The sequence below is a fragment of the Williamsia sp. 1135 genome, from assembly GCF_002095395.1.
Lineage (GTDB): Bacteria > Actinomycetota > Actinomycetes > Mycobacteriales > Mycobacteriaceae > Williamsia.
On the sequence record NZ_MJEI01000088.1, the window covers coordinates 63,691 to 87,434 of the forward strand.

Genomic DNA, 23,744 nt, shown 5'->3' on the forward strand with positions numbered 1-23,744 from the left:
CATGGCTGAATACCGGATCAACGAACTCGCGGATGTTTCCGGCGTCAGCGTCCGCAACATCAGGGTCTACCAGGACCGCGGTCTGCTTCCGCCACCCAAGATCAAGGGCCGTACCGGCTGGTACTCCGCAGAACACCTGAGCCGGCTCAAGATGATCTCGCAGATGCTCGAGCGGGGCTACACCTTCGCGACGATCAGTGAATTGCTGATGGCAGCGCGATACGGCCTCAAGGTCGAGCACGTGCTGGAGGCCGAGCCGAAACGCGGCAGCCGGTGGAAGAACCTCAGGCGGATGGCGACCATCACCATCTCCGAGCTGCGCAAGGGACTCGGCGCCACTGACAACAACATCGCCCTCGGGCAACGACTGGGACTGCTGGTCAAAGAGGGCGCGGGTTACGCCGTCACCAACCCGGAGGTGCTCGCCGGTGCCGAGGTCCTGGTGAAGGCCGGTATCGACCTCGACGTCCTGCTCAACCGCTGGGAACGGGTGCAGGACGACCTCCAGGACATCGCAGCCAGCTTCGTCTCGATCGTCACCGACAAGTATCTCGTCGAGGGCGCGCCGTTCGAGATGGAGGAGAGCGAGGTGATCCGGCTGGCGGAACTCGTGCAGACCGTGCGGCCGATGGCTCACGACATCGTCGAGGTCGCCTTCAGCAAGGCGATGGACACCGAGATCTCGCGCGCGCTTGATCGCGGGGCGGAGTTGATGATGGCTGCTGAAGACGAAAAATCGAGCAAGGCAACGGGTTCCGGCCCTTAGATCCAGGTGGGGAAGAGTAATTCATGAACAAGAAGAAGGTCGCGGTCGGTGGGGCCGCGGTAGGTGCAGGCGTGGTCGCCGTGGGTGCGGCGATCACCGGAACGTTCCTTGGCTCGATTCTGCGGGCAGCTCTGCTGGCCCCTGATCCTGTTGCAGATCAGCCTGATCCGTTGCTCGAGACGCCCCGACAGGCGCCGGAACATCTCGATGTCCGTGCTGCGGACGGTACCGCGCTCAATGTCGTGGCCTATGGACCTCCGGACGGCGAACTGATGGTGCTGGTGCACGGGTGGACGTGCAGCACGCATTACTGGTACCCGCAGATCAACGCGTTCGGCGACCGGTACCGCGTCATCGCCTATGACCAGCGCGGTCACGGCGATTCCCCACGCGGCAAGACCAAGTTGAGTGTCGAACTCCTGGGTCAAGATCTCCAATCAGTGTTGACCTCGGTGGTACCGAAGGGTCGTCGTGCGCTGGTTGCCGGGCACAGCATGGGTGGGATGACGATCTTGTCCTGGGCCAAGCAGTTTCCGGAGGCGGTGCCCGAGGTCGCCCGTGCCGTGGTGCTGACGTCCACCTGCTCCGATCACCTCTTGCCGAACCTCGGTCTCATCCCGCTCGACCTACCCACGGTGCTCTCTCCGATGGAGTACTTCACCGGACGACTCGTCGCCGGGGCGACGGTGCATCTGCCACGAACGAAGATGTCGCGCAAGGTGACCCAGTACATTGCCCTCAACACCACCTCACGTCGCTCGCACGTCGACTTCGTCGACGAGATGGTGGCCGCGTGCCCGGGACGCTCCCGTGGCAAGTGGGGTAACGCGATGGTCGATCTCGAGGTCACCGAGGGTCTCGACGCACTGGTTGTCCCGACCCTGGTGGTCGTCGGCGCCGACGACAAGCTCACCCCGAAGGTCCATGCCGACGCGATGGCGGCGGTACTTCGCGGGCGCGGGCACCTCGAGGATCTCGTGGTGTGGCCCGGGATCGGCCATATGAGCAGCATCGAGAACGCGGAGGGTTACAACACCCTCCTCACCGACTTGCTGGACCGAACCGCCGACTGATGTCCGGCGGTCAGGCGCTGCTGCGGAACCCGGATGCACCTGTCGATCGACTGTTTGTGGAGCGGTCCGACGGTGCTTCCATCGCGGTCTGCAGTTATGGACCAGCCGACGCCGACGTGGTGGTGCTCGTCCACGGCTTCGCCGTCAACGCCAAGTACTGGTTCCCGCAGATCAACGGCCTGGCCGACAACCATCGCGTCATCGTCTACGACCAACGGGGACACGGGCGCTCGACCCTGGGCACCGGCCCGACGACGAACGAACATCTCGGTCAGGATCTCGAAGCCGTCCTCGCCGCCACCCTCGCCGACGGCGAGAAGGCAGTGATCGTCGGCCACAGCATGGGTGGCATGACAGTGATGAGCTGGGCCACCCAGTATCCGGACAGCGCAGCGCGGTACGCCACGGCGATCATGCTCGCCGGTACCGCGGCCACCGCGCCGGTGTCGAAGGCCCCGATCCGGCTGGCCCAACCCGCTACGATTGTGCGCAGAGTCGAGTACGAAATGGCCTGGCTGGGCTTCAACGCCATTCACCGACCCGGTGGGGACCTCATGATGCGGACCGGTCTGTCGTTGGCACGCACCATCTTTCCGGGGATCAGCCGCCAACAGCTGAAGATGCTCGATTCCATCCTGCGGGAGACCAGTTGGCGGGCAAGAGAAAAGCTCGGGCGAGCGCTCGAAGACCTCGACGTGAGCGCGGGCCTGCGGAACATGCCGGTCCCCGTTGCGGTCGTGGTGGGAGACCGAGACCGTCTCACCCCGCCGCGGCTCGCCGAACCCGTCGCCCTTGGACTGCGTGCTGCAGGATCACTCGAACGGTACGAAATCTGGCGAGGCGCAACTCATCTGCTCAACTGGGAGCAGCCGCATCGCTTCAACAACATCGTCAGGTCGTTGCGGTCTGCGCACCTCCCTCGTTGACCGGCGTTCAGGCCTGCGGAAAACCCTCCAGCACAGCGCGCGACCCGGAGAGCCCGAGGCGCGTCGCGCCTGCGGCGATCAGCTCCGCCGCGAACTCCGCGGTACGGATCCCCCCGCTGGCCTTCACCCCGACCGTGGCGGGCACCGCCGCGGCCATCAAGGTCACGGCCTCGGCACTGGCACCACCTGCGGGATGAAAGCCGGTGGAGGTCTTGACGAACGAGGCGCCCGCTTTGACCGCGACCTTGCAGACATCGGTGACGGTCTGCGGCCCGGCCAGGGCCAGCAGGGCCGCCGATTCGATGATCACCTTGAGCGTGACGTCGTTCCCGATCGCCTGCCGAACGGTGAGGACGTCGGCGAACACCTCGTCGAACTTGCCGTCCACCGCGGCGCCGACATCAATGACCATGTCGATCTCCTGCGCCCCGGAATCGACCGCGAGTTTGGCCTCCGACGCCTTGACCAACGAATGGTGCTTTCCGGACGGGAAGCCGGCCACCACGCAGCTGAGCTGAGCGCCGGTGTCGATCGGCAGCATCGACGGCGACAGGCAGACCGCGAGCACTCCGAGGTCGGCCGCTTCTGCGGCGGTGGCCTCGGCATCGGCGCGGGTCGCCTCGGGTTTGAGCAGGGTGTGGTCGACCAGGGCGGCGACCACTGAACGGGTCAGGTGCAGGCCGCTGCGGCCGGGCGCGGTGTCGGACATGATCCGAGCTTGGCACACTGTTTGGTTGTGACCACACTCTCGCCGGCAAATGGCGCCGACCACCGGTACGTGCTGACCCTCGGCTGCCCCGACACGACCGGCATCGTCGCAAAGATCTCGAGTTTTCTCGCCGACATCGGGGGCTGGATCGTGGAGGCCGCCTACCACTCGGATCCTGACACCGGCTGGTTCTTCACGCGCCAGGCCGTGCGTGCGGATTCGGTGTCCGTCACGGTCGAGCAGCTGCGCGAGCGCTTCGCCGCCGAGGTGGTGGCCGGACTGGGGTCGGAAACCGAGTGGCGCGTGAGTGATTCGGCCGTTCCGAAGAAGACCGTCCTGCTGGTGAGCAAGGAGGGGCACTGCCTCGGGGATCTGCTGGGCCGCTCGTACCGGGGAGAGCTACCAGCGGAGATCAACGCCGTCATCGGCAATCACCGCGATCTCGAAGATTTCAGCACCCGGATGGGCGTCCCGTTCCATCACATCCCGTTCGGCACCGACAAGGCCGGCGCTTTCGAGGAACTGCGCGCACTGGTGGACAGTCACAACCCGGACGCGGTGGTGCTGGCCCGGTTCATGCAGATCGTTCCCGAGGACCTGTGTGAGCACTGGGCGGGCAAGGCCATCAACATCCACCACAGCTTCCTGCCGTCGTTCATCGGGGCGAGGCCCTACCACCAGGCGTTCCAGCGGGGCGTGAAGCTCATCGGCGCCACCTGCCACTACGTCACCGGTGAGCTCGACGCCGGACCGATCATCGAGCAGGACGTCATCCGCGTCGATCACTCGGACACGGTCGCCGACATGGTGCGGCAAGGTCGGGACATCGAGAAGCTGGTCCTGGCCCGGGGCTTGCGCTGGCACCTGGAGGACCGGGTGTTGGTGCACGGTCGCAAGACCGTCGTCTTCAGCTGATCGCCGCACCACCCGCCGAAGTTTGCGCCGCCCACCCGCAACAGCGGATGGGCGGCGCAATCACGGGTGGCGCGGCTGAAGCGATCAGCGCAACCGGGTCAGACGACGCTGCAGTTCTCGGCGTCCGAATCCGAGGCGCCGACATTCTCCTGGGTCAACGCGATGTCGTTGCCGGAGAACGCGAACTCGACACCCTTGTCGGAGACGCTCAGCCTGTCGAAGCTGACGTCGTCGAACAGCGGCGGGAACATCCCGGCGCTGACCTGATCGACCAGGGTTTGCGCCCATGAGTTGGGGATTCCGAGAGTCAGTGCACTGGCTTTGACCACCTCGAACGTCAGCTTGCCGTTCTGCGTGACCGGCTTGAGCTCGGTCTCGGCCGGGATCGGGATGCCGAGCAACGAGAAGCTGGCCTTGAGGGTGACGGTGCCGGCCGCGGCGTTCCCGGTGACCGACTCGACGGTCATCCCGCCACCGATCGAACCGAGGAGCCCGGTCAGTCCGCCACCCTGATCCGGAGTGGGTGCGGTCGGCTGCGCGGTGGTGTCCTGCTGGCTCAGCTCCATGATCCGGCCGAACGGGACGTAGCCCTCGCCTTTGAGCCCACCGATGGTAGTGGTGTTGTCACCGGTGGTGATGTCGTCGCCCCTGGCGTGCAGCTTCATGTCCGAATCACCCTCGTCGCTGGTGTCGACCTGCACGTAGGGGATCTTGCCGGACACCCACTGGAACAGCATGGGCTGTTTGCTGAGCGACACCGAGGTCGAAGCGCCGGTGAGCTCACCGAACGACTGCTCCATGCAGTCCTTCGCCTTGCTCCGCAGATACAGTTCGCTGCCGACGCCGGAGATCACCAGCAACAGCACGATGCTGAGGGCGACCACTCCCGCGATCAAGCCCTTCCGCCGTTTCGGGCGCTGCGGCGAGACTCCGCCACCGTCAGGGCCTGGACCGTTGGGCGGTGGCCCGTCGGATGGGGGACCTGAGTAGGGCGCAAAACCATCCCGGTGCACTTCATCCGGGGGCACGTCGAGTTGCGCGGTGTCGTGGCGCTCCTGCGTGTAGGCCTGCGGCACCGAGCCGGGTGGGACCGGTGCGAACTGGTCCGTGGCTGGACTGGGGTCACCCGCCTGATTCTCGGGTATCCCGGGAACCGGCGCATCCGGAGGGGGTGGGTCGGCAGGGGCTGCCGGCTTGGTCAGATCGGAGCCCTCGGCGGGACCGGTGGTTGATTCAGGCGGCCCCCCGGCCGGGTTGGATTCGGCATCTTCGCGGTTATTCATCACCGTCGATGATGCCCGGTGGGACGTCGCAGATGGTAAGAGTTGGCTAAGTATCGGAGTCGGCGCAGGTCATCGCCGCGGAATTCACGTCCCGCCGGTTGGACAACACCGCAATTGAGGCCCCGGCCCGCTCGACCTCGCCGAAGTCGAGGTCGAGAACCGCGAGCTCCGGTTGGTCGCCCAACTCGGTGTGCACCGTGCCGAACGGTCCGGCCAGGATGGAATGTCCGATACCGGTGGGGGCCGAGGAATCGGCCACCTCGGGGTCGTTCGGGACGGCTTGTCCGACCGCTGCGACGAAACACCCGCTGTCGAGGGCCCGTGCGGCGGCGAGCGTCCGCCACTGCTCGAGCTTGCCCGGACCGCTGCCCCACGACGTCGGGACGACGATGAGGGTGGCGCCGCCATCGGCGAGGGCGGTGAACAGTGTCGGAAACCGGATGTCGTAACAGGTGGCGGTGCCGATCATGACGTCGCCGACCCGAAATGAGTGCGCCCGATCGCCCGCCTGCACCGTGCGAGACTCCTCGAACCCGAACGCGTCGTACAGGTGGATCTTGTCGTAACCGGAGATCGCGCCGCCGGGTCCGGCGATCACGAGGGTGTTCCGCACCCGTCCGCCGTCGCCGGGGGTGAACATGCCGGCGACCACCGAGACCGCATTGTCGGCGGCGATCTGAGCGACAGCCTGCGCCCACGGTCCATCGAGTGGCTGCGCGATCGGCCCGAGCTTCACGCCGAACCGGCACATGGTCGCTTCGGGAAAGATCACCAGGTCAGCACCCAGGGCGGCCGCAGCGGACGTCTGTTCAGCGACCAGCGCGAGGTTCTTGTCTGGATCGGTGCCGCTGGAGATCTGGGCCAAGGCGATACGCATACGACCACCCTACGACCGTTCATCGTCGGTAAGGGCACGGTCGGCGGGGGTCAGGAGGACGGGGCGACCTGGTCCCACGGGACGGTCAGGACGTTGTCGCGGTGTCGGCGTCTGTCGGGTAGTGGATGGATGCCATTGTCAGGTAACAACTCCAATGTCCGGAGCCACCGTTGGCGCGGACCGAACGGCGCCAACGGGGCCGCGATGTCCCAGCAGCGATCCAGGGTGCGGATCAACTGATGTACGGGTTCGCCGGGGATGTTGCGGTGGATCAGCGCCTTCGGCAGGCGCTCGGCCAGGTCCGACGGCCGCTGGCTGTGCAGCGGATCCCAGGCGAGCGTGAACGTCAGCGGCCGGTGTTCATCGAGCAGGATCCAGCAGCAGCGACGGCCGAGTTCGTCGCAGGTGCCCTCGACGATGAACCCACCTGGTCCCAGCTGTCGTTGCATCCGCGACCATGCGGCCGGCACCTGGGATTCGTCGTACTGGCGCAAGACGTTGAACGCACGGACGAGGTGGGGTCGCAGACCCGCCAGCTCGAAGCCACCCACCGCGAAGCGGACTCCCGCCTGCGGAGGCACCACGCGGGCAGGGTCGATCTCGAGGCCGACCATCTGGACGGCGGGCACCCTGGCCCGCAGCCGGGCTGCCAATTCGATGGCGGTGTCGGGACGGGCGCCGTATCCGAGGTCGACGGCCAGCGGCGTCGCGGCGTCGGACAGCACCGCCACGATCTCGCTGTGGTGGGTGATCCAGCGGTCTATCCGCCGAAGTCGGTTGATACCGGTGGTGCCCCGCGTGATCGTTCCGTCGGGACGGCCCGCACTGCCGGCGCGGACAGGCCCGTCAGAGGTTGGCGTCGATCCACCCTGAGGTGAATTCCGCCTCACCGCGGAACAGGTCGACCAGGTTCACCAGCATCATCTGTTCGAGTTTGCCGTTGATGAACGGGATGAAGACCTTGACCTCGGTGGTGCGGCGGATGGTGCAGCCGGTGTCGGTCGGGAAGAGTTCCTGCGTGCCGGTCAGACTCCCGGGGCCCGCGGGGATCGACGCGGCGTACGTGCCCTTGGTGTTCTCCGGATCGAACGGGCCGAGAGCCTCGGTGCGGGTGATGATCATGTCCTTCGACATCACCGTTTGAGCGATTGCCGGAAGCTCGGTGCGTGGTAGCACCTGCTTGAGAACGACGTCGATACCGTTGACGTCCACCGTGTAGGTCTCGATCTCGGACTGTGGCGTCAGCTTCCGGAACTCTTCCATCTGCGCGTCCCAGAACTCTCGCATCGACAGCGCTTGATAGACCTTCTCGGCGGGATGGTGGTAACGGGCTGAGTAGGACAGACGGCGTGCCATGGGGCAAAGCCTAACGTGCCAGGAACGCTCGACCCGGAGGCACCTGGTGTCCGCTCACTGCTGTCCGATCCAGTTGACCGTGTAGTCGCGCTCGGCGTCGATGAGTGCCTGCACTTCTTTCGCGATCTGCTTCTCGATCTTTCCGCCGACGAACGGAATCGACACCTCGACCGAACCGTCGAAGATCACCTGCGCCCCGGTAGCCGTGGACACCAGGGTCTGAGTGCCGTTGACCTTCGCGGGTGCGCCGGTGACGACCGCGGAGAAGGTGCCGTTGGTGACCTCGTCTCCGTCCACCGACCACACCACCGTGCGCGCGATCTCGAGGTCACCTTTGCGGATCTTGGTGATCACCGACGGGAGATTCTTCTCGGGGACGCGCTGTTGCAGGACGACCCGGACCTCGTCGTCGGTCGCGGTGAACGACTCGAGTTCGGACACATCGGCCGCGACATTGGCGACCAGATCGCGCCAATACTGCTCTGAGGTGATCGCCGCGGCGAACTGAGCCGGGGGACAGGAAAAGTCGAGGGAATGCCGAAGCTTGGTCGCCATGGATGCAGGCTACCGTTGCCGGGTGGTCACACATGACAACTCCCTGCCGCTGTCGCAGATCACCACCTTGCGGGTGGGTGGTCCCGCCAAGAACTTCGTCCGCTGTACCGACGCCGATTCGCTGATCCAGACCGTCGGCGACCTGGATGCGGCCGGGACGCCGGTGCTGCTGGTGGGTGGCGGATCGAACCTCGTGATCAGCGACGACGGATTCGACGGCACGGTGGTGCAGATCGCGAACACCGAGACCGATTGGCGATCGGACCACGTGACCGCCGGGGCCGGGGTGAACTGGGACGACTTGGTCGCGGAGAGTATCGAGCGAGGGTTCGGTGGTCTCGAGTGCCTGTCCGGGATCCCGGGCGCGGCAGGCGCGACCCCGGTGCAGAATGTCGGGGCGTACGGCGTCGAGGTCGGGTCGTTGTTGCGGTCGGTGCAGATCTTCGATCGCCGCTCGGGTGGCCTGAACTGGGTGGACGTCGGCGACCTGGAACTCGGTTACCGCACCAGCCGGCTCAAGCGGCGCAACGATGAACTGGTGGTACAGGTGTCGTTCCGGCTACACGAGGACGGTCTGAGCGAGCCGATCAGGTACCGCGAGCTGGCCGGGGCACTGAACGTGGCCGAGGGGGAGCGGGCACCGGCCGCGGACGTGCGGGCGGCGGTGCTGGGGCTGCGTTCGGGCAAGGGCATGGTGCTGGACCCTGATGACCACGACACGTGGAGCGTCGGCTCCTTCTTCACCAATCCGATTGTGCCCCAGGAGCATCTCCCGAAGGTGCTGACCAGGATCGTCGAGGAGCTCGGCGCCGAGGCGACGGTTCCCCAGTTCCCCGCCGATCTGGGCGTCAAGTTGTCGGCCGGCTGGCTGATCGAGCGCGCTGGTTTCGCCAGGGGATTTCCGGATTCCGGTGCACCGGCGCGCCTGTCGACGAAGCATTCACTGGCGATCACCAACAGGGGCGAGGCTCGTGCGGAAGACATCGTCGAGCTCGCGAAGCGGGTCCGTGACGGAGTTCACGAAAGGTTCGGGTTGTGGTTGGAACCCGAACCTGTGCTGGTGGGATGCACCCTCTGACGCTGTTGCGCTGGTCGTGGGCCCCGCGGCAGCCTTCGTGGAGGATTAGAGTTCCGGGCTACAGGTAATGTTTCGTGCATGAGTGAATACCGTGACCGCCTCATGCTGTCCAGGCGATCGGCCCTCACGGCTCTCGCCGTCGGCGCGGCCGGAGTGACCGCAGCAGCCTGCAGCAGTGACAACAAGTCCGGTGACGCGGCCCAGGAGAGCAAGGCACCCTCGGATCCTGATGCCACCGTGACCTACAGCCCGCCGCTCGACACCACCGACGCCTCCCCGATCGTGGAGGTCTCGGTCAAGGTCACCGACGGCGTGCTGAACCCGGATGTGAAGCTGACCAATGCCAGCGGTCGGGTCGTGACCGGCGCGATGTCGGAGGACCGTAAGACCTTCACCGTCACCGAGCCACTCGGCTACGGCGGCCAGTACACATGGTCCGGTTCTGCGATGGGCAACGATCGTCGTGCTGTCCCGCTCGCTGGCACCTTTGCCACCGTGACGCCGGAGAACCAGATCGGGCTCGTGGTCAACCTCGCAGACGGCCAGGAAGTCGGTGTCGCGACCCCGCTCATCCTGACGTTCGACGAAGTCGTCAATGACAAGAAGGCCGTCGAGCAGGCCCTCAAGGTCACCACGACGCCCGAGACCGAGGGCAGCTGGGCATGGCTCGGCGAAGACGGCGGATCGCGCGTCCATTGGCGGACCAAGGAGTACTACCAGCCGGGCACGAAGGTCTCGATGGTCGCGAAACTCTACGGACTCGACCACGGCGACGGATACTACGGCGAGGCCGACGTCACCAGCGACTTCGTCATCGGCCGCAACCAGGTTGTCCTCGCCGACGCCGACTCCCACCAGATCGTGGTGCAGAACGACGGCAACACCCTGATGACCCTGCCGTGCAGCTACGGCGAGGGCGACCTCGACCGCAACGTCACGCGGTCGGGTATCCACGTCGTCAGCGAGAAGCACGAAGACTTCTACATGAGCAATCCCGCGGCCGGATACTTCAACGTCCGCGAGCGCTACGCCGTGCGTATCTCCAACAACGGCGAGTTCATCCACGCGAACCCGGATACCGTTGGCGTCCAGGGCTCGTCGAACGTCACCAACGGCTGCATCAACCTCTCGCTCGACAACGCGTCGCAGTATTTCGCCACCGCGATGTACGGCGATCCGGTGGAGGTCACCAACACTCGCATCCCGCTGTCGGAGGCGGACGGCGACATCTATGACTGGATCTACGACTGGGAGACGTGGAAGTCGATGTCGGCGCTCGCAGGCGAGCCCGATGTGAAGTCGGCTCCGGCGACACCGAAGGACGCTCCGGATGTCTCGGGCATCCCGACAACTCCGCAGAACTCGGGGTCGCGGCAGACACCGGTCGGCTGACCGACACGCTTCACCACATTCGGCCCCGTACCGAGTGAGCGAGGGATATCTTCCCTCGGACACTCGGTACGGGGCCGAATTCGGTGCTGTCTCGCCGCGAGCGGCGCCGACCTCAGACGATCAAGGAACTGCAGGCGCCGACGTATCGGACGTGGGAGCAGTTGTCTCCGTTGTCGTCTCGGGTGCAGTTGTCGCCGTCTCGGTCGGGGCCGTCTCCGTGGCAGGAGCCGGGGCGGGAGCGGGCGCTTCCACCGTCGGCGTCGGGATGAGGGTCCACGTGGCCGAGAGCACGGTGACCCGCTCGACGCCGGCGCTGCTGGTCAGTGGAACAGTCCAGACGCCCGCCGCATCGGTACCGGAGGTGACCGACGATGTCTGCAGGTAGCTACTGGACACCGTGCGGGCAATGCCGTCGGTGCAGATGAGTCCGGCCGTCGGCGCGGTCACGTCGGGCACCGAACAGCTCACCTGCGTTCCATCCACGGTGAATGTCAGACTCGAGACGATGTCTCCGGTGCCGGTGAACACGGTCGGTGTCGGTGCGGCGCTGGTCGGGGCTGCAGGCGCAGCCGGGGCCGGTGGTGCCTGCGCAGCGCTGCTTTCTCCCGGCGCAGCGGGGACGCTCGGGTCGACCGGGGCTTGAGCGCTCGCGTCGACACTCGGCGAACCCTCCTGCGGGCCAGCCGATTCAGCTGCCGCCACGGATGACGTCTCGGAGTCCGTCGCTTCAGCGGCCTGGCGCAGGACATTCTCGGCGGGCTGACCGTCGGCCTGGACACCGTTCGCGGTCTGCACCTCGGGGTCAGGACTGACGAACGGGGTGTTCAACGACGCCGGTGTCGGCAGGGCGCCCTGCAGCGGCGGCAGCCCGGCCAGGTTCAGGATCCCGCCGACAGTACGCAACACGGGTTGCAGCGTGTTCAGGTCGAGAAGGGTCAGCGAGGCGGGCGCTGGAGCCGGATTCGGCGCGGCCACAACGGTTGTCGTGTTGTTGATGATCGTCGTGTGCTCATTGTGGTAGTTCACGTAGACGACCTGGCGAGGTGCGTAGTAGTCCCAGGGGGAGCCGACGGTGCGGTACCCGGACAGCGGGGTGCCCGCGGGCGGTGACAGCGGGTTTCCGCAGGCGCATCGCACGCGTGGGATGCCGTAGCTGTCGACGAGCACGGCAGTACCGGCCTGCAGCACCGACTGGAACGGCGTTGCGACACCATTCTCGTAGCTGTAGTTGGTGACCCAGGTGTCGTGGGTGAGCACGACGGGCGTCAGGGTGTCGAGGTAGTAGGGAATCTGGTCGACGCCGATTCCGAATACGCTCGCCCACGCCGCGGCCTTGCCCGGGTTGTTCGCCAGGAAGTTGGCCAACGCGGCGGTGTCGCAACTGGCTTCGCCGGTGCCGCCGTAGAGGCCGGCGGTCGTGCCTTCTACGGCTTGGACGCCGCGTGGTGTGACCGGGCCCTGTGGCGCCAGGTTGCGGGCGTTGGCGTCAAGCGGGCGATTGCTCACCGCGACCGACGGCGCGAACGGATCGAGTCCGTTGCTGTTCATCGCCTCCAACACGAGTTCCGGCGCCGGCGAGGCCTTCACCTTGCTCGAACCGGAGGTCAGGTACACCGCGCCGATCCCCAGGAAGGTCAGCAGCAGCGCCGCGACGACCGCGAGCACGATGATGATCTGTTTGCGATCGTTCGGGGGATTGCTGACAGGGCCGGCGGGCGCGCCATAGGGGTAGTTCACTCGACATCTCCAAGTCCGGTGCGGGCGCTGGTCCACATGCTGGCGAACCGGACTTCCCGATGTTGGATTATGTCTGGTTCTCGGACGGCGTGGGTAAGTCGTTACAGCTGGTCGCGATGTTCATCTGATCGTACGAGGGAATCAGCCCGGCCCGAGCAGCGCCGGTGGCCCCGACCCGTCAGCCGGTTTTGATGTTCCGGCGGGCCGAGGCTTGGTCGCGGGGCATCAGCAGGATGGTGTCGAGGTTGACGTGCGGTGGCCTGCTCGCGACGAATCCGATGACCTCGGCGACGTCGTCGGCAGTCAGCGGGGTCAAGCCCTCGTAGACCTTGTCGGCCTTCTCCGCATCGCCTTCGAACCGAACCAGCGAGAACTCGGTCTCGACCATTCCCGGCTGGATCTCGGTCAGGCGCACCGGCTTCCCCAGCAGCTCGGGACGCAACGTCCGGTGTAGGACGCCCTGGGCGTGTTTGGCCGTCGTATATCCGGCGCCGTTGTCATAGGCCTCGATCGCGGCGATCGAACTGATGGTGACGATCAGCCCGTCTCCGGAGTCGATGAGCTTGGGTAGCAGAGCTTTGGTGATGCGCAGGGTGCCGATGACGTTGGTCTCCCACATCCATCGCCAGTCGTCGAGGTCGGCGTCGGCGACCGTCGCCAGTCCTTTGGCGCCTCCGGCATTGTTCACCAGCACGTCCACCGTGGGGATCTGCTCGACGAACGCGCCCACGGACTGTTCGTCGGTCACATCGAGGACAATGGCCGTTCCGTTGATCTCGGCTGCCAGCTTTTCGATTCGGTCGACCCGCCGTGCGCCGATGACCACGTGATATCCCTGCGCTGCAAGCACCTTCGCGGTGGCGGCGCCGATTCCCGAACTCGCTCCCGTTACTACGGCGACCTTGCGATCACCAGATTTGGACGCGTCGGTGGTTGCAACTGTCATGGGTTCCATCCTAGAGCCGCCGCGACCGGTAGGTTTTGACCCCATGGGGACGCGCGCGGTGATCGGACGGGAAGGAGATGCCCCTCCCACGAACTCCGCGTCATCGATCAGGACCGTCTCGTTCGAGCGCGGCGACGGCGCTGCGGCTGCCGTCTTGCGGGCGGTGCGTACCCAGGGGCCGGTGACGCGCGACCGATTGCCGCAGGCCACCGGGCTGTCGGCGGCGACGGTGAACCGCCAGCTCCAGACGCTCGATCGGCTCGGTCTTGTCCGTGAACGCCCCGACCTCATTGCCCCTGGAGCGATCGGTCGTCCGAAGGTCCCGCTGATGCTGGATCGAGATCGATTCTGTGTGATCGCAATCCACATCGGTGCCAGATCCACGCTGCTGATGGTCGCGGATCTCGGAGGTAGGCCGCTGCAGACCGCTGCCATGTCCACCCCATCCGGTCCCGCCGGCCCCGCGCTCGCCCTCATCGCCCGGCGCGCGGCCGTCGTCGCCGACTCGTTCACCCAACGCACCGCCCTCTGGGCCGGAGCCGCGGTGGGCGGACAGGTGCATTCGGACGGCAGCGTCGACCACGCGCAGCTCGGCTGGTGCCGCGCGCCGGTCGGCCAGGCCCTCGAGGATGAACTCGGTTTGCCGGTCTCGGTCAGTCCACACGTGCAGGCGATGGCGGCCGCGGAGTTGTTGCTCGCCGGCGACCCGAACACCTCCGGCGTCGACCTGCTGTTCTATGTCAGGGAGACGGTCGGGTTGGCGACGACCATCGACGGCCGGGTGCGCGATCGGCCCGGGAACATCGGGCACCTTCCGGTCTCGGCGCCGCTGCTGACGGGTGTGCCGCAATCGACGCTGCAGGATGTCGTCGGCCGAAAGGTGTTCGACGATGCGGTGGCTGCAGGCGCGGACGCCGGGGAGTTGCTCGACGAGCGGGCGCGGGTCCTGGGCGAGATGGTGGCGTTGGTGCGGGACCTGATCAACCCCGATCGGGTGGTTCTCGCGGGCCAGGTGTTCGCCGAGCACCCTCACGGGCTGGCGCCGGTGCAATCGGCGTTCGACGGGGCGACCTCGTTGCCGACCATCGAACTGTCTCCACCGCGATTCGGCGCCCGGGTGCAGGAGGGCGCTGCGGTGGTGGTATCCCTCGGCGCGCTCTACGCTGATCCCATCGGTGCCTTGCAGAACCACACAGCCTGACTCGGCAGCTCATCTCGGAAGGATTGGTCGCCCATCAATGTCGGTCGAGTTCGCTCAGAGTGCCCAGCGTGATGTGTCGGTCTATCTCGATGTGGCGGTCAACGCGGCGACGGAGATCGAACTGCAGATCGCGGTGGCGAAGCTCCCCGGGATCGACCTCTACGAAGAGTTGTCGATCACGTTGAACGGCAACACAATTGTTCCCGAAGAGATCGTCACCGCCAGCGGCAGTCGCATCCACTGGCTGCACGCCGAGCCCGGCAATCTGTACGTCACCTACAAGGCCAACGTCTACACCCCGGCCGATCCGGTCGAGGTGGTGCAGTTCGATCGTTCGCTCTACCTGCGGCCGAGTCGGTATGCCGAGGCCGACAAGTTCTTCGGGTTCGCCGCCGGTGAGTTCGACACCACGGCGAGCCCCGGCGACCAGCTCATCGCGGTGACCGACTTTGTGCGACAACGACTTTCCTACATCTTCGGTGCCAGCGACCCGATCGACGGCGCAGTCGACACCCTGTTGTCGGGGGCCGGTGTCTGCCGCGATTTCGCTCATCTCGTCGTCGCTCTGTTACGCGGATTGGGAATACCCGCCCGTCTCGTCGCCGTCTACGCGCCGGGCCTGTTCCCGATGGACTTCCACGCCGTGGCCGAGGCGATGATCGACGATCGGTGGGTTGTGGTCGACGCCACCGGGCTCGCGCCCCGTCAGTCGTTGTTGCGCATCGCCACCGGGCGCGACGCCGCAGATACCGCGTTCCTCGACAATCACGGCGGCGACGTCATCCTGAACAGCTACCAGGTCAGCGCTGTCGTCGCGGGCTATCTGCCCATCGATGACCCGAGTCAACAGGTTCAGCTCCGCTGAGTCCTCAGAGCTTCCCGAATGCGACGCCGCGGTACGTCCAACCGGCGGCGGCGACGGCCTCCTGGATCGGCTTCTTCAGTTCGCCGCTGTTGAAGCGGTAGTTGTAGACCTGACCGAACTCGAGTTCCTCGGTGAACGCATAGGCGGTGCCGAATTGAACCGATGTCTTCTGGCCGCGGAATCCGGACGCCGCTGCATGCAGCGACGGGACTCCCGCGCGCCACTCGACCTCCCACTCCTGATCGACGGCCCGCACCTCGCGGCGCTCTGGATCGAGCTGCATGAGCACCCGAAAGGTCTTGCTCAGGCCGGCTTTCGCGAAGATCTCGTACCAGCGGGCATCGACGATGCGCCACTCGGCGATGAGGTCGACGCCGTCGCCGCGGCCATCACGGATCACGAATGGCGCGGTCGGACGATTGACCGCCACGATGGCGTCGTACACCTCACCAGGGGCGCGGACGGGGGTGTCATCTGGCGGTCGTTTGGTGCCTGTGAAGACGTCGAACATCCCCATGGGTATCTCCTTGCGTGGCGGGGCGGGTGGCTCATGAGATCACTGTGCCGCGCGGTGCTTGGGATTCGCTTGGAGAGTGCTTGGTCTTGCGTGCTCAGCCGTTCAGCAGACGCGCACATCGGAGCAGGCCGATATGGCTGTACGCCTGCGGGTGATTGCCCAGGGCCCGTTCGGCGACCGGATCGTATTCCTCCGACAGCAATCCGGTCGGCCCGGTGGCCTTCACCATCTGATCGAACAGGGCCTCGGCGTCGCCGCGACGATCGATCAACAGGTAGGACTCGATGAGCCAGGCCGCGCAGAGATGGAAGCCGCCCTCGCCGCCGGGCAGCCCGTCGTCGTGGTGATAACGGTAGACCGTTGAACCGCTGCGCAATTCGGCCTCGGTGGCGTTGACCGTGGCGGTGAAGCGGGGGTCGGACGGGTCGATCAGTCCGGCCAGCCCGATGTGCAGGGTCGCAGCGTCGAGATCCACACCCTCGTAAGCCGCGGTGTAGGAGTTGGCCTTGTCGTTCCAGCCCTGCTTGAGTACCTGTCGCGCGATGGTGTCGCGCAGGACAGACCAGCCCAGCTCCGTCTCGCGGTCGAACTCGGCACCGAGCTTGAGAGCGCGATCGACCGTCATCCAGCACATCACCTTGGAGTACACGTGATGCCGTGGGTTACCGCGGATCTCCCAGATGCCGTGGTCGGGCTCGGTCCAGCGGCGTTCGACGGCGTAGACCATGTCGCGCACCAGGTCCCAGTCCGCATCCGACAGTGGCGTCGGATCACCCGCCGCTTTGCGAGCATGTGACAGCGTCGAGATGAGGTCGACGATCGGCCCGAACACGTCGAGCTGAACCTGCTGATTGGCGGCGTTGCCGACGCGCACCGGGCGGGACCCCGCGTATCCGGGCAGGGAGTCGATCACCGCCTCAGGCGGAAGACCGGTGCCGGCAAGGGTGTAGAGCGGGTGGAGCCACTCGGGTCCACTGAGCGTGCCCAACACCTGGTGGAGCCAGCTCAGATAACCTTCGGCCTCGCTGTAGGAGCCGACCGAGACCAGTGCCGACGCAGTCAATGCCGCATCGCGCAGCCAGCAGTAGCGGTAGTCCCAGTTGCGGACGCCGCCGATCTCTTCGGGCAACGACGTCGTCGCGGCGGCCATGATCGACCCCGTGTCGGCGTGCACCAGACCGCGCAGCGTCAAAGCCGACCGCTTCATCAGGTCGCGTTTGATGCCGGGTAGATCCAGCGTCTTCGCCCAATCGCTCCAGTAGGCCTCGGCCTCGGCGCGACGTTCGTGCTCCGGTGGCTGATGGATGTCGAGATCTTCGGTGCCACATCGCAGTTCGAGAATGATCTCGCCGGCCGATGGATCGACGGTTGCGGTGGCGGTCTGGTGATGGCGGTCGCTCTCGATCTCCCAGGTGACGCCGGGAGCCCGCAACACCAGCGGTTCGTTGGAGCCGTAGACCCGTAGTCCGTCGTCGAAGGTCTCGATACGGACGGCAGCCTGCCCGAACTCCGGACGAGGCGCGAACCGGATCCTCGCCGCCACCTCGCCGCGGATGACGCGGGTCAGATCGGTGCGGCCCACCGGGACGTCGTGCGGCAGGTAGTCGGTGACCTCGAGTCCGGCCCAGCGGGTGCGGACGGTCATCGTGCTGTCGATGTACCGCTGGCTCAACGGCAGCGGAGCGGCCTTGCCCTCCTCGACCAGAGGACCGATCGCGAACTCACCGGCTTCGTCGGTGCCGAGCAGGCTGCCGAACAGTGCAGCGGAGTCGGGTTCGGGATGACACATCCAGCAGACTTTGGCGTCGGGGGTGACCAGCGCGACCGTGCGCGGGGAGGCGAGCATCGTCAGCCGCTCGATCGGGACCGCAGCGCCACCTCGCAGCCAATTGCGGCGTTCCTCGACCAGGAATGCGAGTGCGGTGGCGACCTGCTCGGTGTCGTCGACCCGATAGGTCGCCAGGGTGTCGCCCTCGCCGACCTTGACGCCGAAATCTGGCCCGTGCAGGCGGCGGAACGCTTTTTCGTCGGTGACGTCGTCGCCGAAGAAGATCGCGGCGCTGGCACCGGCCTCGTGGCGCAGGATGTCGAGCGCCTGTCCCTTGTCGGTGACGATGACGGCGAGTTCGATGACCGATTTGCCTTCGGTGACCTGCACGCCTTCCCAGGTGGCCGGTCCGATCCGGACGCGGTGCAGGGCGGCGTCGCCGTCGGTGGTCGAGGCGTTCCGGAAATGGAGCACGGTGCTCGCCGGCTTGGTCTCGACCATCACGTTCTCGTAGTCGGCGGCGATTGCGCGCAGTTCCACGACCAGGGTCTCGAGCAGTTCGGTGGCCGCCGGGGTGATCTCGTGGACGAACCCGACGTCGAACTCACTGCCATGGCTGCCCACCAGGTGCACTTCGGCGGGCAGTCGGGACAGGGTGGCGAGGTCGCGCAGCGCGCGGCCGGAGATGACGGCCGCGGTGGTGGAATCGAGTTCGGCGAGGGCGCGCATCGCCCGCACAGAATCGCCGTTGGGCCGGGCGTCTTCTGGGCGGGACACGATGGGCGCCATGCAGCCGTCGTAGTCCGAGGCGACCAACAGCCTGGGCATACGTGCGATTGCTTTGAGGGCGCGCCGCAGTTCCGGGACGAGGTCTTGTGCACTCACTACGCGAGTCTAAGACCGCCCACCCCAGCGGCGTCCAATCAGCGCCGCCCGGTGGGGCGAATTGACGTGTTCGTCACAGTTCCATCGGCAGGCGTGGCGGGACCTGCGGTCGCCCGGGTGGCCGATCAGACGACGTCGAGGCTGCGATTTCCGCCGGGCATCGTGTCGGTGTCTGCCCCGAGCGCTCCGAGGAAACTCTTCGCCCAGCGCTGCACGTCGTGGGTGAGCACTTGCCGGCGCAGCGCGCGCATCCGCCGTTTGCCCTCTTCCGGGTCTTGTTCGAGGGCAGCCAGTATGGCTTCTTTGACGCCATCGGTGTCGTAGGGGTTTGCCTGGAAGGCCTGACGCAATTCAGCTGCGGCGCCGGTGAACTCACTGAGTACGAGCGCTCCTCCGAGATCGCTGCGACAGGCGACGTACTCTTTGGCGACCAGGTTCATCCCGTCACGCAGCGGCGTGACCAACATGACGTCCGCCGCGACGTAGAACGAGACGAGTTCGTCGCGGGGCACCCCATGGTGCAGGTACTGGACTACCGGATGCCCGACCCGGCCGAAGTTGCCGTTGATGTTGCCCACGAGTTGTTCGATGTCGCCGCGCATCTTGATGTAGCTCTCGACGCGCTCGCGGCTCGGGGTCGCGAGCTGGATCATCGTGATCTCGTCGGGGTTGATGCGGCCCTCTTCGAGCAGTTCGGAGAGCGCGTTGAGGCGGACGTCGATGCCTTTGGTGTAGTCGAGGCGGTCGACGCCGAGCAGGATCTTCTTCGGGTTGCCGAGTTCCGCGCGCATGTCCGTCGCGCGAGTCCGGATCTCCTTGGACTTCGCGCGGTTGTCGAGTTCGCCCGAATCGATGGAGATGGGGAACGCACCGACGCGGACGGTCCGGAACCCGACCTGCACGACACCGAACTTCGCGCGGACCCCGACCTGCCCTTTGGACGTGGCCTGGCCTGCGAGCCGGCGCGCGAGGTACAGGAAGTTCTGCGCGCCGCCGGGCAGGTGGAATCCGATGAGGTCGGCGCCGAGGAGGCCTTCGATGATCTCGGTGCGCCAGGGCATCTGCATGAACAACTCGACCGGCGGGAACGGTATGTGCAGGAAGAAGCCGATCTTCAGATCTGGCCGCAACATCCGGAGCATCTTGGGGACGAGCTGGAGCTGGTAATCCTGGATCCACACCACGGCGCCTTCGGCGGCGGCCTCCGATGCGGCTTCGGCGAACCGGCGGTTGATCGCGACGTAGCTGTTCCACCACGAACGGTTGTACTCGGGCTTGACGATGACGTCGTGGTAGAGCGGCCACAGGGTCGCGTTGGAGAAGCCCTCGTAGTAGTCCGCGATCTCCTGGGTGGACAACGACACCGCGAAGAGCTGTATGTCGTCGACCTCGGGATGCTCGGCGGCGTCGGGGACGCCCGACCATCCGACCCAGGCGCCGGTCTGCGAACGCAGCACCGGTTCGAGCGCGGTGACCAGGCCTCCGGGGCTGCGCTTCCAGCGAACGGAGCCGTCGGGGAGGGTCTCCTTGTCGACGGGGAGTCGGTTGGCGACGACGACGAAGTCGGCGCGGTCGTCTGACTTTTTCTTCGTTCGCGAGGGCGCCACGAATCAGGCTTCGTCCGGCGCGATACCCAGCATCGAGAACAACATGCGGCATTCGTCGGCGTCGACGGCGTATGCGGCGACCACGCGACGAGCCGATGTAGCGGTCTCGTCAGCCACGGGTTCCAGGTCTTCTTCGTCAGAGATGTCAGTTTTGTCGCTGGTCTTGGCAGGCATGGCGAACATGATACCTGCGCCGAGGTCACCCCTCGGAAAGACCGGGGCGCAGGTCCATCTCGCGGAACGGCTCGGTCACCGCATCGGGATCGGCTTCGGGATCGGTCGTCATCCGACCCGGCCGGATGGCCGAGCGGGCGGTGAACAGAGCTCTGGTCGGACGGGTCGAGATTCGCGGACGTCGCAGCGTACGGGCGATGAACTCACCGAGGGTCACCCCGGCGGCCAGGGAACAGCCGACACCGATCGCCGAACCGATCGCGGTCAGGCCTTCGAGCGTCTGCTGACTGAGGAGTCCGTAGAGGCCGCGATAGATCGCCAGACCGGGTAGCAGCGGTGTGATTCCTGCGACAGCCACGACCAGAGGCGGCGTCAGCGCACGGCGGGCGAGCAGACCACCGACAAGGCCGACCATCGCGGCGGCGATGCCTGCGGAGATGACGGGTCCGACGGCGAAGTGGTTGGCGACGGAGACGATCGCCGCACCCATCGCGCCGCCGAAGAAGGCGGTCGGGAGGGCGCGGGTCTCGGCGTAACTCGCCAGCGCGAACGCGGCGGCGGCCAGACCGCCGGCGATCACCCTGGCCGGCGTGGTCGCGAGATCGAACGACGTCGTCGAGGTGATGGTGGGTAGGAAGATGCCGGTGGACTCCATCAACGTGATGGCGATACCGACACCACTGATGATGCCGCCGGTCATGATCAGGAGCTCGAAGAACCGCGCGCACCCGGTGATGGGTGCCCCGGTGATGGCGTCCTGCACCGAGCCGACCAAGGAGAGCCCGGACAGCAGCACCACGACGCCGGCGGCGATGACCTGGGACGGCATCAGGTCGAGTCCGAGAGCTTCCTGGTTCTGATAGACCACCGCAGCCGGGATGACGGCGATGAAACCGCCTGTCATCTGCTGGAAGAACAGTGGGGTACCGATTTTGTTGAGCAGGCGGTTGGTGCGGTCGATCACCGCGGTCGTGAGAAACGCGACGACCGCGACGAGCCAGCCACCACCGAGCAACACCGAGAGCGCGGCGGCCATCGACGACCACGCCAGTGTCGCGACCCAGCGGCGGTACGGGTGCGGTGCGGCGATGATGGCGTCGATCACCTGATGGCCTTCATCGGGGTCGATGGCCAGGTTGCGGATCTTGCGCACGAGGCGGTCCACCGCGGCGAGCCGGGTGAAGTCGAGCGAGCGGTAGTGGACGGATTTCATCGCGGTGACCGGCGGCATCGCGCCGCCGCGGGTGGCACTGACCCAGATCGTGTTGTAGGTGACGTCCACCTCACAGTTCTCGACGCCGTAGATGCTCGCCACGAATCGGACCTGCGTCTGGGTGTCGATGGCACCGGTTCCGGAGTCGAGCAGAACCGCCCCGACCTTGATCGCGAGGTCGAGGACCTCGGTGACTGCCGCGTCGTTGGTGAGGTCGACGGGCTGCCTCGGCGACACCGCCGGCTCGAACGGCTCGATCGTGTCGATCGTCGCTCGACGACTGCCGGCGAGGCGCTTACCGAGACTCGCGATATACTCGCGCACGCAGTTTGCCTCCTTAGCTCAGTGGTAGAGCACTCGCCTTGTAAGCGAGCGGTCGTCAGTTCAATCCTGACAGGGGGCTCCGAGATTTCGACCGTCCGTAGATGCACCCCGTGTGCAGCGTAGGAGTCATTGTTGGGGGTTTCAACGTGCCTCCCGACACGCCTGTAGTTCATCGCCGATTGCTAGGTTGACCGGTGCGGTCTCCGGTCGGTGCCGCAACCCGCATCTCGGAGGTCTCTCGCGTGAAATCGCCGGTCCCTGATTACCTGCGCGAGGTCCTCGACGGCCTCGTCGACGACCGTGACGGCGCAGTTGCCGATTACATCCCGGACCTCGCGAACGCGAACCCCGACGTCTTCGGTGTCGCGATGACGACCGTGGACGGACGGACCCACTCGGCGGGCGACGACGAGGTGGAGTTCTCCATCCAGTCCATCTCGAAACCGTTCGCCTACGCCGCAGCACTCACCGACCGTGGCTTCGACACCGTGCTGAACACCGTCGGCGTCGAACCGTCGGGGGAGGCGTTCAACGAGTTGTCCCTCGAGGGCGATTCCTGCCGGCCCAAGAACCCGATGATCAACGCCGGCGCCATCGCGACCCATTTCTTGCTGCTGAAATCCGGCGCGAGTGTGACGGACCGGGTCGATCGTGCGCTGGAGTTCTTCTCTGAGCTGGCCGATCGCACGCTGTCGATCGACGAGTCGGTATGCCGCTCCGAACTCGACACCGCCGACCGCAACCTCTCGATCGCCCACATGCTCCGCAACTACGGGGTTATCGATGTCGACGCCCATGACGTGGTCGAGGGGTACACCAGGCAGTGCTCCATCAAGGTGACCGTCCGGGACCTCGCGGTGATGGGCGCGACCCTGGCCAACGCCGGGGTCCACCCGGTGACCGGACGCCGGGTGGTGGCCACCGATGTGGCCCGCCAGACGCTGGCGGTGATGACCGGCTGCGGTATGTACGACGCCGCGGGCCACTGGCTCACCACGGTCGGTATCCCGGCGAAAAGCGGTGTGGCAGGCGGCCTCCTGGGCTCACTGCCCGGCCAGCTCGGTATCGGGGTCGTCTCCCCGCGGCTCGACGCGCACGGCAACAGCGTGCGCGGGGTGAAGATGTTTCAGCGGATGTCTGCCGACATGGGCATGCACCTGATGGACGCCGAACCTTACGGATCCACCGTGCTGCGCAGTGTCCGCCGCGATTCCGACGAGCTCGTGTTCGAGCTGCAGGGCGTCGTCCAGTTCACCGGCGCCGAAACGGTGCTCGACGCCTTGGAGCTCGACGAATCAGGCGCGAATACAGTTGTTTTCGACCTGAACCGGGTCGATCGGCTCAGCGATGTCGGCAGGCGGATGGTGCTCGAGGGCATGCGCCGAGTCCGTCTCGACGGTCGAGGCGTGGTGCTCATCGACCGCGACGGTGTACTGCCCGATCCGGATCTCGGTGACGGGACGTATCCGCAGACCCGGTGAGCGTGGCGATTCTCGTCCCCCACAGGGACCTCGGAGGGGAATACGGGTTGTTTCGAAATGAAGTTCTGGGTGTGGGTCTGTGGCGATGGGCTGCCG

At 66.1% G+C, this 23,744-nt stretch carries 22 protein-coding genes and 1 tRNA gene; 10 read left to right on the plus strand and 13 right to left on the minus strand.

The genetic code is table 11. From position 1 onward, the window contains the following. Position 1: 1 nt before the first annotated feature. The 3 genes from BFL43_RS11755 to BFL43_RS11765 are packed head-to-tail and all read left to right on the plus strand — an operon-like array spanning position 2 to position 2,765. Positions 2-766 (plus strand): MerR family transcriptional regulator, encoded by a 765-nt coding sequence (locus tag BFL43_RS11755; protein WP_084835182.1) that lies wholly within the window; start codon positions 2-4, stop codon positions 764-766. A gap of 23 nt (positions 767-789) precedes the next feature. Further along, entirely contained in the window at positions 790-1,839 is a 1,050-nt protein-coding gene (locus BFL43_RS11760) for an alpha/beta hydrolase (RefSeq protein ID WP_084892724.1), read from the plus strand. Continuing rightward, positions 1,839-2,765 carry an alpha/beta hydrolase gene (locus tag BFL43_RS11765; protein WP_084892725.1) on the plus strand — a complete coding sequence of 309 codons (927 nt, stop codon included), beginning with the start codon at positions 1,839-1,841 and terminating at the stop codon, positions 2,763-2,765. Before BFL43_RS11760 ends, BFL43_RS11765 begins: the two co-directional genes overlap by 1 nt. 7 nt (positions 2,766-2,772) lie before the next feature. Here the strand turns inward: BFL43_RS11765 and deoC are convergent, their stop codons facing one another. Beyond that, positions 2,773-3,474, minus strand: coding sequence for a deoxyribose-phosphate aldolase (gene deoC, locus BFL43_RS11770; RefSeq protein WP_084892726.1), 702 nt, complete (start codon positions 3,472-3,474; stop codon positions 2,773-2,775). A gap of 27 nt (positions 3,475-3,501) precedes the next feature. Here deoC and purU point away from each other — a divergent pair, with 27 nt between their 5' ends. Next, positions 3,502-4,389: a formyltetrahydrofolate deformylase gene (gene purU, locus BFL43_RS11775; protein WP_084892727.1), complete on the plus strand. Its 888-nt coding sequence runs from the start codon at positions 3,502-3,504 to the stop codon at positions 4,387-4,389. Positions 4,390-4,487: 98 nt separating this feature from the next. Here purU and BFL43_RS11780 read toward each other — a convergent pair whose 3' ends face one another. Genes BFL43_RS11780 through BFL43_RS11800 form a run of 5 tightly spaced genes read right to left on the minus strand, consistent with a single transcriptional unit; the run spans position 4,488 to position 8,460 of the window. Continuing rightward, a complete protein-coding gene (locus BFL43_RS11780) occupies positions 4,488-5,672 on the minus strand; it encodes an LmeA family phospholipid-binding protein (RefSeq protein WP_084892728.1) in 1,185 nt (394 codons plus the stop codon). Positions 5,673-5,718: 46 nt separating this feature from the next. Next, positions 5,719-6,549, minus strand: coding sequence for a carbon-nitrogen hydrolase family protein (locus BFL43_RS11785; protein ID WP_084892729.1), 831 nt, complete (start codon positions 6,547-6,549; stop codon positions 5,719-5,721). A gap of 50 nt (positions 6,550-6,599) precedes the next feature. After that, entirely contained in the window at positions 6,600-7,352 is a 753-nt protein-coding gene (locus BFL43_RS11790; protein ID WP_084892749.1) for an SAM-dependent methyltransferase, read from the minus strand. Between the two features lie 43 nt (positions 7,353-7,395). Next, entirely contained in the window at positions 7,396-7,905 is a 510-nt protein-coding gene (locus BFL43_RS11795) for a DUF2505 domain-containing protein (protein ID WP_084892730.1), read from the minus strand. 54 nt (positions 7,906-7,959) lie between these two features. Continuing rightward, positions 7,960-8,460, minus strand: a complete 501-nt coding sequence (locus BFL43_RS11800) for a DUF2505 domain-containing protein (protein ID WP_084892731.1) — start codon at positions 8,458-8,460, stop codon at positions 7,960-7,962. On the opposite strand from BFL43_RS11800, the gene BFL43_RS11805 reads away from it, so the two are divergent. Then, positions 8,459-9,538, plus strand: a complete 1,080-nt coding sequence (locus BFL43_RS11805; protein ID WP_084892732.1) for a UDP-N-acetylmuramate dehydrogenase — start codon at positions 8,459-8,461, stop codon at positions 9,536-9,538. The two genes, BFL43_RS11800 and BFL43_RS11805, sit on opposite strands and share 2 nt — an antisense overlap. A gap of 78 nt (positions 9,539-9,616) precedes the next feature. Beyond that, positions 9,617-10,930 (plus strand): Ig-like domain-containing protein, encoded by a 1,314-nt coding sequence (locus BFL43_RS11810; protein WP_240498209.1) that lies wholly within the window; start codon positions 9,617-9,619, stop codon positions 10,928-10,930. A gap of 120 nt (positions 10,931-11,050) precedes the next feature. Here the strand turns inward: BFL43_RS11810 and BFL43_RS11815 are convergent, their stop codons facing one another. Further along, entirely contained in the window at positions 11,051-12,667 is a 1,617-nt protein-coding gene (locus tag BFL43_RS11815) for a DUF6777 domain-containing protein (protein ID WP_084892733.1), read from the minus strand. 178 nt (positions 12,668-12,845) lie between these two features. Continuing rightward, positions 12,846-13,613 (minus strand): SDR family NAD(P)-dependent oxidoreductase, encoded by a 768-nt coding sequence (locus BFL43_RS11820; protein ID WP_143695273.1) that lies wholly within the window; start codon positions 13,611-13,613, stop codon positions 12,846-12,848. Positions 13,614-13,656: 43 nt separating this feature from the next. Here BFL43_RS11820 and BFL43_RS11825 point away from each other — a divergent pair, with 43 nt between their 5' ends. Continuing rightward, the gene (locus BFL43_RS11825; RefSeq protein ID WP_143695274.1) at positions 13,657-14,814 is read left to right on the plus strand and encodes an ROK family protein; all 1,158 of its coding nucleotides are present in this window, start codon (positions 13,657-13,659) and stop codon (positions 14,812-14,814) included. A gap of 37 nt (positions 14,815-14,851) precedes the next feature. Next, entirely contained in the window at positions 14,852-15,679 is an 828-nt protein-coding gene (locus BFL43_RS11830; RefSeq protein WP_084892735.1) for a transglutaminase family protein, read from the plus strand. 4 nt (positions 15,680-15,683) lie between these two features. Here BFL43_RS11830 and BFL43_RS11835 read toward each other — a convergent pair whose 3' ends face one another. The 5 genes from BFL43_RS11835 to BFL43_RS11855 all read right to left on the minus strand — a co-directional run bounded on the left by BFL43_RS11835 (position 15,684) and on the right by BFL43_RS11855 (position 22,167). Further along, the gene (locus BFL43_RS11835) at positions 15,684-16,196 is read right to left on the minus strand and encodes a hypothetical protein (protein WP_084892736.1); all 513 of its coding nucleotides are present in this window, start codon (positions 16,194-16,196) and stop codon (positions 15,684-15,686) included. A 94-nt stretch (positions 16,197-16,290) separates the two neighbouring features. Further along, entirely contained in the window at positions 16,291-18,849 is a 2,559-nt protein-coding gene (gene otsB / locus BFL43_RS11840) for a trehalose-phosphatase (protein ID WP_084892737.1), read from the minus strand. A gap of 125 nt (positions 18,850-18,974) precedes the next feature. Then, the gene (locus BFL43_RS11845) at positions 18,975-20,456 is read right to left on the minus strand and encodes a trehalose-6-phosphate synthase (RefSeq protein WP_084892738.1); all 1,482 of its coding nucleotides are present in this window, start codon (positions 20,454-20,456) and stop codon (positions 18,975-18,977) included. A gap of 3 nt (positions 20,457-20,459) precedes the next feature. After that, positions 20,460-20,630, minus strand: coding sequence for a hypothetical protein (locus tag BFL43_RS28955; RefSeq protein WP_168176622.1), 171 nt, complete (start codon positions 20,628-20,630; stop codon positions 20,460-20,462). Between the two features lie 25 nt (positions 20,631-20,655). Next, positions 20,656-22,167, minus strand: coding sequence for a threonine/serine exporter family protein (locus BFL43_RS11855; protein ID WP_084892740.1), 1,512 nt, complete (start codon positions 22,165-22,167; stop codon positions 20,656-20,658). 7 nt (positions 22,168-22,174) lie between these two features. Between BFL43_RS11855 and BFL43_RS11860 the strand changes: the two genes are divergently transcribed. Both BFL43_RS11860 and BFL43_RS11865 read left to right on the plus strand, forming a co-directional pair. After that, positions 22,175-22,246: transfer RNA gene (locus BFL43_RS11860), tRNA-Thr, on the plus strand. Positions 22,247-22,409: 163 nt separating this feature from the next. Further along, positions 22,410-23,648: a glutaminase gene (locus BFL43_RS11865; protein WP_084892752.1), complete on the plus strand. Its 1,239-nt coding sequence runs from the start codon at positions 22,410-22,412 to the stop codon at positions 23,646-23,648. Positions 23,649-23,744 lie beyond the last annotated feature (96 nt).